This is a genomic window from Paenibacillus sp. NPDC057967, from assembly GCF_042887015.1.
Taxonomy (GTDB): Bacteria; Bacillota; Bacilli; order Paenibacillales; family Paenibacillaceae; genus Pristimantibacillus.
Genome location: NZ_JBHVQB010000002.1, coordinates 142,298 through 157,007, shown reverse-complemented (window position 1 = coordinate 157,007; position 14,710 = coordinate 142,298). Strand labels below are relative to the sequence as shown.

The following is a 14,710-nucleotide window of genomic DNA, read 5'->3' as shown; positions in this document are numbered from 1 at the left end:
TGCTGAATATATCCTTGAAATGTTTCAATTTTACTAATAATAGTTTCTATTTTATCATGAATTCAACGAATTCAAATCAGATAGGAGATAGAAGCATGAGCCGAATTTGCCTATTGCTGCCGAATGGCTTCGAAGCTGTTGAGGCAAGCGTATTTACCGATGTATTGGGGTGGAACCGGGAGGAAGGGGATGGATCAACCGAAGTCGTGACGGTCGGAACTCGTGAGAAGCTGGCTTGCACGTGGAACTTTACCGTTCTGCCGGAGAAGCTGCTGGCTGATGTGAGCGTCGATGAATTCGATGCGCTCGCCTTGCCTGGGGGATTCGAAACGGCTGGATTTTACGAGGATGCATTCCGGGAGGATGTACTGGCCTTCATTAGAGAATTTGATCGCCAAGGCAAGTGGATCGCATCTATCTGCGTAGCCGCGCTTATGATTGGCAAAAGCGGGGTGCTGGAGGGCAGGCGGGCAACGACGTATAACCTGAACAATCGCAGGCGCCAGCTTATGCTGGAGGAGATGGGAGCATTGGTTGTTCCAGATGAGCGCATTGTCGTTGACCGCAATATCATCACTTCCTATAATCCCTCTACCGCTTTCGACGTCGCATTTATGCTGCTTGAAAAGCTGACAAATGCCGACAACGCCAATGAGGTCAGACGTTTAATGGGGTTTGCTTAACAACAAACCGATGATACCGAAGACGGTTAGCAGCACCCCTTCGCCCGGCTTATTTATTTGTGGAGCCAACACAACCATTAAAACACCAATCAGCACAAATACCAATGACGCCAAACCGAGATCAACCAAACGGCCGCGCTTCGCAAACACTTGAAAATCAATCATAGAAATCCTCCTGGTCCGTTTCATTTTCCGATGCAACATCTTCGCCTCTTCCAACGTACTATTCCATAAGACTAGCAACCGAAGGGAGCGGATATGAAGTGGAGTTGTACTTTAACGATCGATTCTTCAGCACGGGCCAGACCGACATTATGGATAAAGGAGGAATGCCGGCTGGCATGCTGGATCTGGAGAGTATGCTGACCTCTTCCATCTCTGTCTTCGGACAGGGCTCCAGTCTGCGCTGCACCGGCAAGTTCCGATTTATGGGCAATACGTGGGAGGTTTCGGGCGCTGCTGGTGAAGAGCTGGGCACGCTGCGGGCCAAGTTTTCCTTATTCAGCAAGCGATACGAATATGATGCGGGCTACCGCGGCATTTATACGATTGAATCTCCGGCCTTTTCTCAGGATTATGCCATATTAGACCGGAGCGAGACGACCGTTGCCACGTTCCAGAAGGTAAGCGGCTGGCTCCAACCCGGTGCATTCCGTCTGCTTAATGACGCTAGCGAGCTTGACAGCTATGAGCTGGTTGCCGTCATTATGGGCGTGCACAGCATTCAGAAGCGCAACAACAACCATGCGGCTCACTCGTAACCTTAAGTGAAACTCTTTCCCTTTGCTGCCGGCAAGGGATTTTTTTATTCTATCCACCTCTGCCCGCGGCATATGGCCTGAGTTCCGACAGTCCCTGCTTCAACCGGCGAACCCCTTCCCTCAATTGCTCCGCATCAAGATGACCATAGCCCAATATAATGCGGTGCTTATGTCTGCCCTTCACCAGAGTATGATATTCTACCGGATAGACCTTTACGCCATCGTCTAGCAGACTCGCCAGCCGTTCTTCCGTAAAGCTGATGCCCCGGAATGAAACGACACAGTGCAATCCCGTTGACTGTCCCGTTACTTCTATCTCATCCCCGAACGCTTCCTTCAGCGCGCGAAGCAATACATCTCTCCTGCTCCGGTACAGCTTCTTCATTTTGGCAATGTGGCGTTCAAGCCCTCCGCTCTCGATATAGCGAGCCAGGACAAGCTGATCAAGGGAAGACGTATGCAGATCCGAAAACCACTTCAAGCTGCGGCACGCCTCAACTAAATAACGGGGAAGCACCAGATAGCCCAGTCGAAGCGCAGGCGATAATATTTTGCTGAACGAACCGATGTATAGCACACGTTCCGGCTCCAATCCCTGCAGCGAACTGATTGGGGGCCCTTCGTGGCGGAACTCGATATCATAATCATCCTCTACCAAATAACATCCCCGCTCCCGCGCATAGTGGACCAGTTGGATACGGCGCTGAATCGATAATGTGCCGCCAAGCGGGAACTGATGCGACGGGGTTAGAAAAATAAATGCAGGATTCATTTCCTGCGGCAACAGGGATGTCCTCATGCCATGCTCATCGGTAGGTACGGGATACAGCTCGGCGCCCGACTGCTTGAAGATGGTCTGAATATCCCGCGTAATAGGGTCTTCTATTATCACTGGATCACCCGCTGAAAGTAGCAGCCTCGCGGCCAGCGTCAGCGCCTGCGTCGCTCCTGAGGTCATCACAATTTGCTCCGGCAGACAGCGCACTCCTCTTGTTTTGGATAGATACTGTGCCAGTGCCCTTCTTAATTCCAAACGACCTTCCGGAGCGCCGTAGCCGAAAGCCGCCGCTGACGTTTCAAGCCAAACCTCATGAGACAGCTTGCCCCAGCTTTTGCGCGGAACCGCGTCAAGTGCCGGTATGCCGGAACGGAAGTCAATGACCGCATGTTCTGCAGCCGACTCCTCTGCTTCGAGGAAGTCCTCGGCTGTATAATGTCCATGCGCCTCCTCCAGATAGGCCCCTTCCGCTACATACGTGCCTGATCCTCGCTCTGCCATAAGGAAACCCTCTGCCAACAGCTGATCGTAAGCCTCAAGCACCACATTCCGCGACAGATGGAGCTCCTTCGCCAGCTCGCGCGTGGAGGGCAGCTTATCGCAAGGACGCAGCTCCCCTCTTAATATCCGATCACGGATTTGCTCATATAATTGCCGGTTCAAGGCCATGTCCAAATTACGATCGACGGGTATCCAAAGCATAGTCGCTGGTTTCCTTTCCTATCAGGCAACAAGCCATTATAGATCCTGCGACAAACGAATCATATCCACGACTTGTATCCCGTTCTCGACTATTTCTTCCTCATAATGCCGGATGAAGAAGTCCCTATCTACGCCTGTAATCCGAAAGCCGCATTTCTGATAGAGCGCCAGCTGGCTTACGCTCGAATTGCCGGTTCCGATCTCAATTGTTGTATAACCCGTAAGTCTGGCCTGCTCGAGGGCGTGGTTCACCAATTGCTTGCCGAATCCTTTGCCCTGACAGCCTTCATCTACCGCTACATTCACAAGCTCAACGGTCTCTGGCCTTGTGGGCAGCAAGACATAGACGCCTACTATTACGCCATTCTCTGATTCTCCGATAAAGCATTGCCCTCTGCTCAAATATTGTTCGACCAGCTTCTGAGAAGGATCAGCCAATAGAAGCAAATCCATCGGCGGTTGTTCCCCCGCTTGCAGCATCCGTATATTCATCATCATTTCTCCTTAGATAGTCGTTCAGGCTGCACCAGTATGCCGGCCCAGCTAAGAGGCCCTACAACACTAAGTGGTACCTTGAAAATAGCGTAATAGTGGATCTCTTGCAAACCATTTTAACATGATAGATTGAGGACATACAGAACGAAGGAGTGTGCAACCGATGATTCAACCGCAAGAACAAGCTGCCCATGCCCTAAAATCAATTTCCCGCAATGAAACCATTAAGTCCTATATCCGGCAGTCCAGCGAGCTGTATCCCCTTCTGCGGAGAGCCGCGCTAAGGTTCGTCACTGGCGATACGCGCGAAGAAGCGCTGGAAGCAGCGAAAAGGATAACGATGAACGGTTATGGTGTGACGGTGGAGTACATCGGAGAGAACACCTCTACCGAAGCAGAGTGCTTGAAGGCCACCGCAGAGTTCCAATCCATAATTGAGGCTTTCGGCCATCACTCGCTGGAAGAGACGGTGTCGCTTGACTTGTCCCATATCGGATTATCCATCAGCAGCGAGCTCGCATATGACAACCTGAGCAGGCTGGCTGAAATCGCTCAGCGCTTCGGCATCTCCCTCATGATCGGGATGGAAGAGTCCTCCAAGACGGATGCTATTCTGCACATTTACAAAAAAGTATCCGAGAGAATCCCCGCGGTCGGAGTAACGCTTCAGGCCCATCTCCATCGCTCTCCCGCCGACCTCCAGGAGCTGCTCCGCTACCCTGGCAAGATCAGATTGGTGAAGGGGGCGTATGGAGAGCCCCTCGAGCTTGCCCTGCCCCGCTCACCAGAGCTGAACCTTCGATACTTGGAAATGGCTGATGTTCTCTTGGAGAGCGGGCATCCTGTATCGCTAGCCACACATGATGAGTCGCTGCTGCAGGAATGGTCGCTCCGGTACGGTGTATTGCCACCCCATGCCGAATTCGAGATGCTGTACGGCATTCGGCCAGAACGGTTAAGCGAGCTTCGAGCTGAAGGCAGCCGCTGCAAGGTCTATCTTCCTTACGGAGAGGAATGGTATCTGTACGTATGCCATCGTATAGCGGAGCATCCGGAGAATCTGTATCAGGCGCTCGTCGACATGATTGAACCTTCAACACACGATCGAATGAATTCATACACCTAACGAGGATGGATACTGGTATAGATGAAAGAGGGAGAATCGCAAATACCGACTCTCCCTCCACTTCTTGTACTTGGTTTTGACAGCATGAATTATCTTGAGACATTAATGCCTGCTTAAGGCATGTTATGCGGGAGCTCCAGCACTACTGCATTGAGGATAGGAATAAATTCCACGTCTACTGCACCACTCTTCGAATAGCTGCCGCGACCAGCAGGAGCGGTCCCACCTTTGTATTCCGGCAGCCAGCCTACATACATTAACGAGCGCTGGTGTATGCTGAATATGGAGTTATACGCGTCTCCTGCAGGACGGAATTGCTTCCTGTCCGCTTCCATAAGCTGCACCCAATCCTCCGGGAACGGTATGACTCCATAATTTTGTTCGTCCAGAGAGACTGGCAACTCTATCTGGATGCGTGGCACGTAGAAATAATGTTCGTGCCGTGAGTAAGCGTTCCGATCTCGCAGCAGATAGAAGGTAAGCTTCTCCATCTCATCTTTTGGATCAATATGATAGACAAGCACCCGCTTACGGGGATCTTTAACATCAAGCTTCCAAATATGCGGCATGCCGTTGTTGTCTATCCGAGTCAATCGCCATTCATGTTTCTTCCACTCCCAGAAGCTCATGCCATGCTCGCCGTACAAAGATATAAACGGCACAAAAGCATGCTTGCTGTCCAGTAGATCGACAGCAGCCAGTTGCTTGACCTTAATTTCATTAGACATTCCATCAATGGCGTTTATCATAGCCTGCTCGCTGGGAAGCGATCCCGGCTTACCATCCCACTGGCTGAACCAGTAGACTGAAGCAGCTACTACTCCTATTGCCACAACGATAAGCACTTTAATTTTCACGAGCTGTCACCTCCACATCCATAAGAGGCTCTTCACTGCGGAAATAGTAATGGCGTTCCGGCGTTTGAATCAATACACCTCTGCCGTCGAACTCCAGGTACACGGATGTATCATATCCGCTTCCCCAACTCGACTTGGCTCCAATCAATGCGTAAGGGAATCTCTCATTCCCATAATTAACTTCACTCACCACGTTAGAGTCATAATACCAGTTCAACGTGTTTTGGGATTGTTTTAACTCAAGAGTGTGCATTCGGTTCTCAAACACAATATAATCCCAATTCACATCGCTTGCTGATGGATGAATGCTTACGATTTGAGCTTTTTCTGTATTTGCCAAGTACGTGGAAGGATTGGACTGATCGTAAACCGCTTGATGCAGCATAATGGCAAGCAGCGTCGTCCCCAAAAAAGTATAATTGGAGAGAAATCCAATCCATGCGAACTTGCGATAGGTATTCCAAGAGCCATTTCTCAAAAAAAAGTATAAGAGCCACACGCCCAAAGGCAAAAAAGCAATCTTAACGGGAGTTGCTAATATGATGAAATTTCCGGAGGTAGAGAATATGCCAACTAACGAAGCAAAAAGCATCTTCCAGAGGACGGGCTTCTCCTTCATCTTCTTATATTGGCGAAGTATCAAATAAAATACGACACCCCATCCCAAGATGGTAGCCATAATCAATATCACATTCTGAGGGAATTCCAATTGCAAGGCCATAGATACTGCCACGCCCCCTTTCAAAACTTCATTGCCCCTAATCACTACTGCTGTTAACCATCGTCCTGCGGCTCATGGACTTTTTCACTCTAACACACCTATTTTGGTAATGTAACCCTTTTTTTGCTCGTAAAAAAGACACCCTGACGACTTATGTCAGAGTGCCTTCCTAACCAACGGCATTATGCGCCGACCGTCACATCAGGCTTCATTGTCCGATTCTCGCCGAGCCGGTAGAACCAGACGGAGACGATGGAGACGACCGCGACGGTGATGAACAAGCTTTGCCCGCCGTAGCCCTGCAGCAGCATGCCGCCAAGCCATGGACCAAGGAAATGCCCTAAATTCGTAAAAGTCTGAGCTCCGAAGTACGTTCCTCGCATCTTGTCCGGCGCCAGCCGATCAATAATGATCGCTCCGGCAGGGAACGTCAGAATCTCGCCCCAAGTGAAAATAATCATGGATACAATGAGCATCCACCAGCTGTCGCTAAAGGCAAAACCGATATGGCCGATTGCATAGCTGATACTGCCAACCGTAATCGCCGTCATCGGCGACTTCTTCTCCGCCCACTTGGAGAACGGAAGCTGGAAGGCAATGACGACCACCGCGTTAATGCTCATCATCCAAGCGAACAATGTAACCCCGCTTGCGAACTGCCCGTCCACAAATTGAGATAAGGTTGACGTCATTTGTGAGTAAGAGATCGCGCTAATTACGCCCCCGATAATGAAATACCGGAATGCCCTGTCTCTCCGAATGACGCTCCAAGACTGCCCGATCGTAACTGGCTCCTTCTTCTCTCCCTCGATTCGGCGAATACCGAATTTGTTCAGCAGCACGTGAAGCAGGACGCCGTAGCATAGATAGATGCAGCCGGTAATGATCCACGGTAAGCTGCCGCTCATCGCAGCGAACAGCGTTCCGAGAAGCGGACCGACCGATACGCCAATATTAATGGCCATATAACGAAGGGAGAAGACGTGATAGCGTTTCTCCTTCTCCGTTAGATCGGCCATCAACGCCTGAGAAACAGGTTCATAGAAGGAACGGCATAACCCGTTAATGGCATTAAGCAAGGCGAATATGATCGGAATACCCGTAAAAGCAAATCCCAAAAAGACAAAGCCCCACATATAAATTGCCGTCAGCATAATGATTCTGCGGCCGAACCGGTCGGACAGGTAGCCGCCGAAGAAGCCGCCAAGCATGCCCGCAAGCGAGCCGATGCCAATCGTAACACCAATCATGGTCGGACTCATATCGGTCGCGGCCAGTAAGTAGATCGCGAGAAACGGCAAGCTCATGGAGCTGGCGATTCTGGCGAAGATGGTGCCAGCTAGCAGCACTTGAACAATGGGATGGTACTGGGTAACCGTCCCGAAGAAACGACGAAACATCGAATCCCTTCTTTCTCTTGCTGTACGATACGATCCTTGGGATGCGATGCTTTAATTTACCGTCACCTGCTCAGGCTATCGGTTCAGCAAATTTTTATATAATTTAATGATACTTTGATGCAAACCTTCATGATAAAGAGCCAAGCTTAAGAATTGCTCCGGTGAATCCAGCGTAAAGCCCGTTGAGGTTGTATATGGCGTTGTCTTCTCCTGTAACCGGTCCTTCAGCGCCGCCTGAATGCGCGCGTTCTGCTCGCCAAGCAACCGCTCCAGCTCGAGCAGAGACGGAACAGGTGCAGTGCTGGTGCTCTCCAAAGGAGACGTGCCGTATTCGAATCGTTCCTTAAAGCCGTCCGGCAAATGCTGCGGGAGCCCGATGTACTGAAAGGCGAACCGCTCCAGCACAACATAGACATGTCCCACATTCCAGCGAATCGAATTGCGGAAGCCGTCCGGTATGAGATCCGCCATCTCCTCGGAAACTCCGCTTGCCGCCTTTAACGTGCCGCCTCGAACAAAAGCCAACTGCGCAAACAGAAAATGCTCCATACATACCCGCTCCCAACGTCTTTAATGGTATATAAAAAGATAAAAAGAACCTTTTCATAAAAAAAGGTTCCTTCTACTCGGCCATAGCGATTACATCTCGCATTATTCACATCGGAATAAGAAAACAAAGTTTGCGGAGAATGCAAGGCTAAAAAGTGTCGATTCTGTGAAAGGTATGCCCATTATACCTGACACCGTGCGAACGGACAATCCCTTTTTAAAACTCATATCAAACAATCATTATCATCACGAAAAAGCCGCCTCCCGTAAAAAGTTCTACGAAGAGACGGCCCTTTGACTTACTCTTAGGCGAATAACTGTATTATTCCCCGGCAATCAGCCTTTTGTTATTTTGCCAAGCCTCTGTACGCCATTCCAGAAGCTTGTCGTAGCCTGCGGACTGAGCGTTTTGCTCTGCTTTGTCCAGAATACTGAGCACTTCGTCATCGCTCTTCGCCATAACGCTTTGCGCATAAGCCTGCGTGAAGATATCATCTACGCGCTGTTTGACAAGGCCAAGATCACTGTTCGGCTCCGGATCAAGGTTGATGAATTCCGTAACGTCGGCCTGAGTCGGCCACGTCACTTCATTCTGATAACGCGCTGCCCAGTTCTGCTGCTCCGGCGGCAGCTTGCTTTCGTACTTCATTTTAGCAGGATCGATGTAGCCTGTGTTGCCATTCCACATGATGCGGTCATGCGCTTGCTGAAGATCCAGCACTTCCTTGGCATCATATTCATCCGTATAGATCGGATGGCCGTCTTCGTCAAAGCCCTTCCAGTTCTTGCCCTCCGGACCGAAGAAGAGAAGCGCCTGTCCTTCCGGACCTGTATACCAGTCAAGGAATGCGAAGATCTTCTCAGGGTCCTTCGCGGATTTCGTGATAACGCTTACGTTCCATCCAAGAGCTGAGTAAGTCCCAGTGAAGATTTTGTTTTTGTCCAGTCCCGGCTTATGGATTGGCCAGATCATAAAGTAACCGGCTTCCGGATCGTTCTTCGACAGCTCCTGATGGGCATCCATCGCAATCGGGTTAGAGCCGGCATAGACCGCCACTCGGCCCTGCATAACCTTCTCTTCGATCTGATCCAGCGTCTGGGTGAATGCATCCTGGGAGATCAGCTTCTCGCGGTACAGCTTGGAGATATACTGCTGAGCCTCGCGGAAGGTCGGGTCCGTGAAGAGGGACGTCAGCTTATCGCCTTGCGGCACGGCACGTATGCCCAAATATTCGTAGAGATTGTTTTCAGCAAATCCCGTATAAAGAACACCAAGTCCTTGCATATCCTTCGCCAGATGCGGCTCAAACGGAATGATGCTTTCTCCATACTTTGCCTTTACTTTTACGAGATAGTCGTACAGATCGTCCGTTGTCTCGAGCTTTGGCGAACCCAGCTCGCCATAGACTTTCTTGTTAATAACATAACCGGCGTTGCCGTTCGGACGATTCGTATACCAGTTCGGGAACTGGTACAGCTTGCCGTCTGAGGAACGAAGCAAGTTCATGTTGTCGCCCATCCAGGTTTTCAGGTTCGTGTATTTGTCCAGATAATCATCGAATGGAACGAGCATGCCTGCTTCACGCAGTCTCTCTACCTCTGCACCCCGGTCCATCCACATGACATTCGGCAATGTGTTCGAAGCAATCATCGTACTCAGCTTCTGGTCAGCGTTGCCGCTTGCCGCAATCGGAACAATGTTAACCCCTTTGTTTTCCTTAATCCATCTTCCCGCTACTGTACTGTCCCATGCCGGTACATCGTACCAGTCATAGTGTCCGTACATGGTGAACTCGAATGGCTCTGAACCCAGCTCCCATTCCGCTGCAGAAGCGGACGGACTTGGAGCAGGCTCCGAGTTCGTCTTCTTGGAACTGCTGCAGCCTGCTAGAATGGTGCCACATACGAGAATCGCGGACACGATGAGCATCGTGGTCTTTCTGGCTTTCGTCATGCTTGTATTACCCCTCTCCATATGATGTTATATGTCCAAAGCGAAAACCGCCTTAAACCATTGGGATATTACGTGTTCAGCAAATTCGATCAGCACGATGTTCACGATGTTGTCTGGTGCCCGGATGTTGATGTGCCAACCCTCTTATCTTTGCTTGCCCCTGTCTAGGCGTAGTTGCCCGGCTGCGTCTTGCTCTTCATGGCCATACCGAAATCAGTATAAATGCGGTTCGTCAGGTCGATGCCTCTCGCTCCCGCAATATGATGGGCCAGAATTTGAAAAGGTATGATTAGCGCAAAAGGCGCGGCGAATTCGTCAATCGTGAGATTCAGTCCAAGCACATTGGCTTGGGACGAGCTTCTCGTCGTCACGGTGTAGACGTAATTGGAGATACGCTCTTCGTAGCTGCGCAGACGCTCCAGACGATCCTTGACTGGGCTTTCCGTCTCGACGAAGAAGAAGCGATGCTCCGGATTGACCTCCAGATACGGACCATGCATGAACGCCTCCACCTCTACACCTTGCGAAGGCACTCTGACGGTCTCGACAAACTTGGTCTCGAACTCCTTGATCGTCCCTACCGCAGGCCCGTAGCCGACCGCCGTGAACCGGGGCGCGCTGGCAAGCTCCTCGCGGAAAGTCTCGAAGAATGTCTCCGTGCGGGCAATCGTTGCCGGAATGGCTGCCGCTGCGCGCTTCAGCGAATCCAACTGCACCTGTACCTCGACAGCGCTCAAGCTGCCGTTCATCTCGCCTGTGCGCAGGCCCGCCAGCATCAAAGTAAGGACAGTCGCGAGGAAGCCCTTCGTTACATAGCCAACCCGTTCCTCGCCGCAGCCGATATCGATGGTCAAGTCGGCGACTTCGCCAATCGCACTTGCGGTATCGGCACTCATCGCGATCGTAGGCAGACCTGCCTCCTTGCGGACACGCTCCAACGCTCCGATTGTCGATGTGCTGTGTCCGCTCTGGGAGATGCCAATGGCCAGATCCGTATAAGGACTCAGCTTGTCATAATACGTGAACGGAAACGGTTCCTTGATCTCAACCCGGACGCCTGCCCATCGTTCAATGGCATACTTGGCGCTAAGCGCCGCATTATAGCTGGAGCCCGTTGCGACGAGCAGCCAGTCCTGCTTGCCCGAAGCAAGCTCGGCGAACTTCTGCACATTGTCCGGATATGCGGCGAGAATACCCTCCGACATCTCCTTCTCTTCGTTGATATAAGTCATCATGGTCGGTTTCACAGTCTACACCTCCGCTGCGTATAGATCGGCTACGATGGACATCCATTTTCCCGCTACGCCGGTCCATACTTCTTTATAAGTTGCGTTATTGAATTGGGGCCAATACGGCTCATCCTCATTGCCGAAGGTTTGTACGCCGACCGGCAATTCGCCCGTCATCTCGCCGCACAGCACCGAATATTGCTGCGCGTAACGATAGCCTTCGCCATGCATCATGGATTGGCCGAACGGATTTTGCCCTACAATCCAACGCAGCTGCCCCTCCGCAATGTCCAGCAAAGCCTTATCCTTCAAGTGAAGACCCGCTGCGGAAGCCGCCTTCCCTTGCGACAGCATGATCGCGTTATTGCCTCTGAACGAGAACCAAACAGGAAATCTGCGCAAATAATATGCTTCATTCAGTTTCACGCCTGCCTTAAGCTGGTCGCTGTAATCTTCTTTCGCTTGATGGTCGATCAGCAAATGCTGATAATTGAAGCTCTTGTCGTCCTGATGCTCGTTCACATGGTAGACGCCGCTTGCCAGCATCGGATACGGCAGCGTGTATGCTGCAAGGCGCTTGACGTATTCCGCGTAAGCCTCGATCGAGGCCAGCCAATCGCCCGCTTCGGGATGATCGCCCTGCGATTCATGGATGGCCGTGAACGCCATCATATAGAGATGCTCGCGCGCCTGGTGGTTGAAGTGCTGTACGACCTCTTTGCTTGGATTCCGGTAGAAGAAGCCGCTCAACCTGACGCCGCCCTCTACCTCGATGCCCTCAAGCTCCTGGGACCTTCTTACAAAGGCAATAAATTCGGCTGCCTTCTCTGCATAGAAGCTGTCCTTGGTCGCCTTATACAGCATGGATGCAGCCCATGATGCCGTCGCCATGTACAGACTCTCGGATGATTGGTACGTGTGCTCCCAGAAAATTGGCTTTTGATCAAAGCCATGCTTCTTGAACTCTTCCAGCGCATATTGGAAATCTTCTTTGGCAATCTCCAGCAGCCGCTTCGATAACGCAGGATGATGCGGTATCCGGCTATGGATGTAAGCTTCGATGCCTGAGCAGAAGAAGTTCTCGTACGCCTGGTTATGAACGCGCGCTTCAGCGTCATCCATATTGCCAATTCGGCCGTCCGTCCACCGGGTCATGCCTGCGCTTGTAGCGCGGTAGCCGTCGCCGAACCGTGTTTTTAATATAAAATCAAGTCCCCACTCGCCTTCCTCCAGCAAGCGAAGATAGAGATCCTCGTCGTAGGGTTTCACTTGATCCGCCATCTCGAACAGCGAATGCGTCACCTCTGCCGATTGGATCAGCTGCTGCGAGACATCGCCCGCATCATGCCAGCCGCCGTTGAACGACAGCAGCGTTCCCTTATGATTCGCCACAACATCCGCATGACAGCTGCCATGGATGCCTGGAACCGGATAGCCGCAACGCTCGCAGAAGATGAAGTTCAGCGATTTCCATACGGAAGCATGCCATACGCCCGGCGCCGCTCCAATCGCGAAGCTCTCTGTCGCCGCGCCGCCTGCGCTTAGCGTATAACGGCCGTTCTGCTTGAACTCGGAGAAGTCCATCACCTGGAACGTTCCCCACTCCGTCTCCAACTCGCCCAGCTTGCCAGTGAATACGACATCTCCGCTGACTTCATGCAGAAGTTGAAAGCGCTCTCCCTTAAGACCGACAGCAAAGGCTGTTTTACTCCCGTCGGCCGAATAGCCGCTATGGGAATACACAATCTCCCCCTGCTTCGGCACCCAGCCTTTGGACACATGATGACCGTCCACTTTCTCCAGCGTAATATCTTTAAGCGCCAGCTCAATCGCATCACCAGTCGCTTTTTCCTTGCCGTTCAAGTAATAACCAATTGTCAGCTCCGTAATAACATCTCTAGGAAGCTCTTGAATATCCAGATGGACCATGTTCCAATCATGATTGTCCATGTTCACGCCGTGAACGCCCTCGCGGTGATACAAATCAGGGATCGGAATGGCGCCTTCGTTCTTAAACTTGATCATGATGTAGGCGTTAGGCACGCCGTGAAAATCAGGACGCAGCTTAAGCGTGACACGATTGAACGCTTCCCAGTTCACCTTCGGAAGCTTCAAGGTCATCCACGCGCTGCCGAAGTTCGTATAATCTCCGTCAGCGGGCGCCCCTTCCGGCCAATGCGGCATAATGGAAGGAGATACGAGCTGGATCGTTTGACCGGTTGTTCTTAGCGACCCTACACCGTGGTGGACCCATTGATGACTTTCCCCGGAAGCCGCATTGAACAACGTCTCCCGCGAGAGTACAGCTTGCTCCGCTTGTTCCTTCTCCATCGAACGTTCATGATAGATGGGCAACGGACGGTGAAGATAACCCGACTTTCTGATATCCTGCTTGAAGCTTTCATTCATCATGAGCCAACACTCCTCTGCTTCATAGTCCATGCTTCCAATCCCACCATGGCTGCGCCTACAAGCCCCGCCTCCGGTGTCCCTTGCTTCGTGCTTGCAATTCCATTCGTAACAAATCGCATCGTCTTCGGATTAAGATGCTGCTCGACCAGCTCCTTGAAATACACGTTGCCGCCTACTCCGCCGCCAAGCACAATCGTATCCGGATCGGATACGCGCACCATGTTCATGATCGCAGCAGCCAGCGCCCTAGCCCCCTCGTCGGTGACCCGCTTCGCCAGAGCGTCACCCCCTTGGGCTTGTTCGAAGATAGTCTCGGCCGCTACTCGCTTGGCTTCTTTAATAGCGATCTTGGTATCCGGATATTGGCTGCTCAGACTGATCACACGCTCATGCAAGCCTAGGCCGGAGGATAACCGTTCGACACAACCTACGCGGCCGCAGGCACATATGGCGTCACTGTTCATGTCCACAACCATGTGCCCGATCTCTCCCGCATTAAAGTGCGAGCCTTCGATGATCGCGCCATTGACGACGAAACCCGCCGCAATGCCAGTGCCAACGTTGAGGTAAATAAAGTCCTTTGAATCCCTGCCCCAGCCATGCTTCAGCTCCGCCAGCGTAGCGCAAGATACATCATTGTCGATTCCGCAAGGAAGGCCGAATTGCTGCTCGATGATTTGCCTTACGTTAGTCGGGTTTGTTTTGCCCGGCTGAATCTCCATCCACACGCCTCTTGCCCGGTCTACCCGGCCTACTACACCGATACCAATCGCGATGAGTTCGCGCGCCTTTCTTGGCGCTGTGCCGAGATAGTCTGATATGGCTTTCTGTATATTCTCCATGGCAGCTGCTTGTGTCGCCGTATTGGTTGGATACGACTGCGTATGCAGCACTTTGCCATCCAATGTGACTTCTCCGAGCAAAATCGATGTTCCGCCCAGATCGACTGCAAGTATAGATTGCGGAATTTGCTGTTCCACAGCTGCACCTCCTATTCTATTTGGTATCGTTACCAAAAATGATTAGAATATTTTGTTGTTGTC

At 51.5% G+C, this 14,710-nt stretch carries 14 protein-coding genes; 3 read left to right on the top strand and 11 right to left on the bottom strand.

Annotated features, from left to right (window positions below; translation table 11 throughout):
* The first annotated feature begins 95 nt into the window (after window positions 1-95).
* The gene (locus ACFVSO_RS05165; protein WP_387470811.1) at window positions 96-683 is read left to right on the top strand and encodes a DJ-1/PfpI family protein; all 588 of its coding nucleotides are present in this window, start codon (window positions 96-98) and stop codon (window positions 681-683) included.
* Here the strand turns inward: ACFVSO_RS05165 and ACFVSO_RS05160 are convergent.
* Window positions 666-848: a hypothetical protein gene (locus ACFVSO_RS05160; RefSeq protein WP_387470809.1), complete on the bottom strand. Its 183-nt coding sequence runs from the start codon at window positions 846-848 to the stop codon at window positions 666-668. The genes ACFVSO_RS05165 and ACFVSO_RS05160 overlap by 18 nt on opposite strands.
* Before the next feature lie 98 nt (window positions 849-946).
* Here ACFVSO_RS05160 and ACFVSO_RS05155 point away from each other — a divergent pair, with 98 nt between their 5' ends.
* The gene (locus ACFVSO_RS05155; RefSeq protein WP_387470807.1) at window positions 947-1,444 is read left to right on the top strand and encodes an LURP-one-related/scramblase family protein; all 498 of its coding nucleotides are present in this window, start codon (window positions 947-949) and stop codon (window positions 1,442-1,444) included.
* Window positions 1,445-1,493: 49 nt separating this feature from the next.
* On the opposite strand, the gene pdxR is transcribed toward ACFVSO_RS05155, so the two are convergent.
* Window positions 1,494-2,924, bottom strand: coding sequence for a MocR-like pyridoxine biosynthesis transcription factor PdxR (gene pdxR, locus ACFVSO_RS05150; RefSeq protein ID WP_387470805.1), 1,431 nt, complete (start codon window positions 2,922-2,924; stop codon window positions 1,494-1,496).
* Window positions 2,925-2,960: 36 nt separating this feature from the next.
* Entirely contained in the window at window positions 2,961-3,416 is a 456-nt protein-coding gene (locus ACFVSO_RS05145) for a GNAT family N-acetyltransferase (RefSeq protein ID WP_387471636.1), read from the bottom strand.
* 166 nt (window positions 3,417-3,582) lie between these two features.
* Between ACFVSO_RS05145 and ACFVSO_RS05140 the strand changes: the two genes are divergently transcribed.
* Window positions 3,583-4,545, top strand: a complete 963-nt coding sequence (locus ACFVSO_RS05140; RefSeq protein WP_387470803.1) for a proline dehydrogenase family protein — start codon at window positions 3,583-3,585, stop codon at window positions 4,543-4,545.
* Between the two features lie 113 nt (window positions 4,546-4,658).
* Here the strand turns inward: ACFVSO_RS05140 and ACFVSO_RS05135 are convergent, their stop codons facing one another.
* From ACFVSO_RS05135 to ACFVSO_RS05100, 8 genes are all read right to left on the bottom strand, one after another.
* Window positions 4,659-5,402, bottom strand: a complete 744-nt coding sequence (locus ACFVSO_RS05135; protein ID WP_387470801.1) for a hypothetical protein — start codon at window positions 5,400-5,402, stop codon at window positions 4,659-4,661.
* Window positions 5,392-6,123 carry a hypothetical protein gene (locus ACFVSO_RS05130; RefSeq protein WP_387470799.1) on the bottom strand — a complete coding sequence of 244 codons (732 nt, stop codon included), beginning with the start codon at window positions 6,121-6,123 and terminating at the stop codon, window positions 5,392-5,394. Before ACFVSO_RS05130 ends, ACFVSO_RS05135 begins: the two co-directional genes overlap by 11 nt.
* A 182-nt stretch (window positions 6,124-6,305) precedes the next feature.
* Window positions 6,306-7,523, bottom strand: coding sequence for an MDR family MFS transporter (locus ACFVSO_RS05125; RefSeq protein WP_387470797.1), 1,218 nt, complete (start codon window positions 7,521-7,523; stop codon window positions 6,306-6,308).
* 75 nt (window positions 7,524-7,598) lie between these two features.
* The gene (locus ACFVSO_RS05120; RefSeq protein ID WP_387470795.1) at window positions 7,599-8,072 is read right to left on the bottom strand and encodes a DinB family protein; all 474 of its coding nucleotides are present in this window, start codon (window positions 8,070-8,072) and stop codon (window positions 7,599-7,601) included.
* A 322-nt stretch (window positions 8,073-8,394) separates the two neighbouring features.
* Window positions 8,395-10,026: an extracellular solute-binding protein gene (locus ACFVSO_RS05115; RefSeq protein WP_387470793.1), complete on the bottom strand. Its 1,632-nt coding sequence runs from the start codon at window positions 10,024-10,026 to the stop codon at window positions 8,395-8,397.
* Window positions 10,027-10,190: 164 nt separating this feature from the next.
* A complete protein-coding gene (locus ACFVSO_RS05110; RefSeq protein WP_387470791.1) occupies window positions 10,191-11,273 on the bottom strand; it encodes an SIS domain-containing protein in 1,083 nt (360 codons plus the stop codon).
* A 3-nt stretch (window positions 11,274-11,276) separates the two neighbouring features.
* A complete protein-coding gene (locus ACFVSO_RS05105) occupies window positions 11,277-13,664 on the bottom strand; it encodes a glycoside hydrolase family 9 protein (RefSeq protein ID WP_387471633.1) in 2,388 nt (795 codons plus the stop codon).
* Window positions 13,664-14,647, bottom strand: coding sequence for an ROK family protein (locus ACFVSO_RS05100; protein WP_387470789.1), 984 nt, complete (start codon window positions 14,645-14,647; stop codon window positions 13,664-13,666). The genes ACFVSO_RS05105 and ACFVSO_RS05100 overlap by 1 nt, the downstream gene beginning before the upstream one ends.
* Between the last annotated feature and the right edge of the window lie 63 nt (window positions 14,648-14,710).

What these genes read in the sequence shown, in the direction of transcription:
- ACFVSO_RS05165 (WP_387470811.1), top strand. Translation starts at nt 96, where the DNA reads ATGAGCCGAATTTGCCTATTGCTGCCGAATGGCTTCGAAGCTGTTGAG.
- ACFVSO_RS05160 (WP_387470809.1), bottom strand. Translation starts at nt 848, where the DNA reads ATGATTGATTTTCAAGTGTTTGCGAAGCGCGGCCGTTTGGTTGATCTC.
- pdxR (WP_387470805.1), bottom strand. Translation starts at nt 2,924, where the DNA reads ATGCTTTGGATACCCGTCGATCGTAATTTGGACATGGCCTTGAACCGG.
- ACFVSO_RS05145 (WP_387471636.1), bottom strand. Translation starts at nt 3,416, where the DNA reads ATGAATATACGGATGCTGCAAGCGGGGGAACAACCGCCGATGGATTTG.
- ACFVSO_RS05140 (WP_387470803.1), top strand. Translation starts at nt 3,583, where the DNA reads ATGATTCAACCGCAAGAACAAGCTGCCCATGCCCTAAAATCAATTTCC.
- ACFVSO_RS05130 (WP_387470799.1), bottom strand. Translation starts at nt 6,123, where the DNA reads ATGGCCTTGCAATTGGAATTCCCTCAGAATGTGATATTGATTATGGCT.
- ACFVSO_RS05125 (WP_387470797.1), bottom strand. Translation starts at nt 7,523, where the DNA reads ATGTTTCGTCGTTTCTTCGGGACGGTTACCCAGTACCATCCCATTGTT.
- ACFVSO_RS05120 (WP_387470795.1), bottom strand. Translation starts at nt 8,072, where the DNA reads ATGGAGCATTTTCTGTTTGCGCAGTTGGCTTTTGTTCGAGGCGGCACG.
- ACFVSO_RS05115 (WP_387470793.1), bottom strand. Translation starts at nt 10,026, where the DNA reads ATGACGAAAGCCAGAAAGACCACGATGCTCATCGTGTCCGCGATTCTC.
- ACFVSO_RS05105 (WP_387471633.1), bottom strand. Translation starts at nt 13,664, where the DNA reads ATGAATGAAAGCTTCAAGCAGGATATCAGAAAGTCGGGTTATCTTCAC.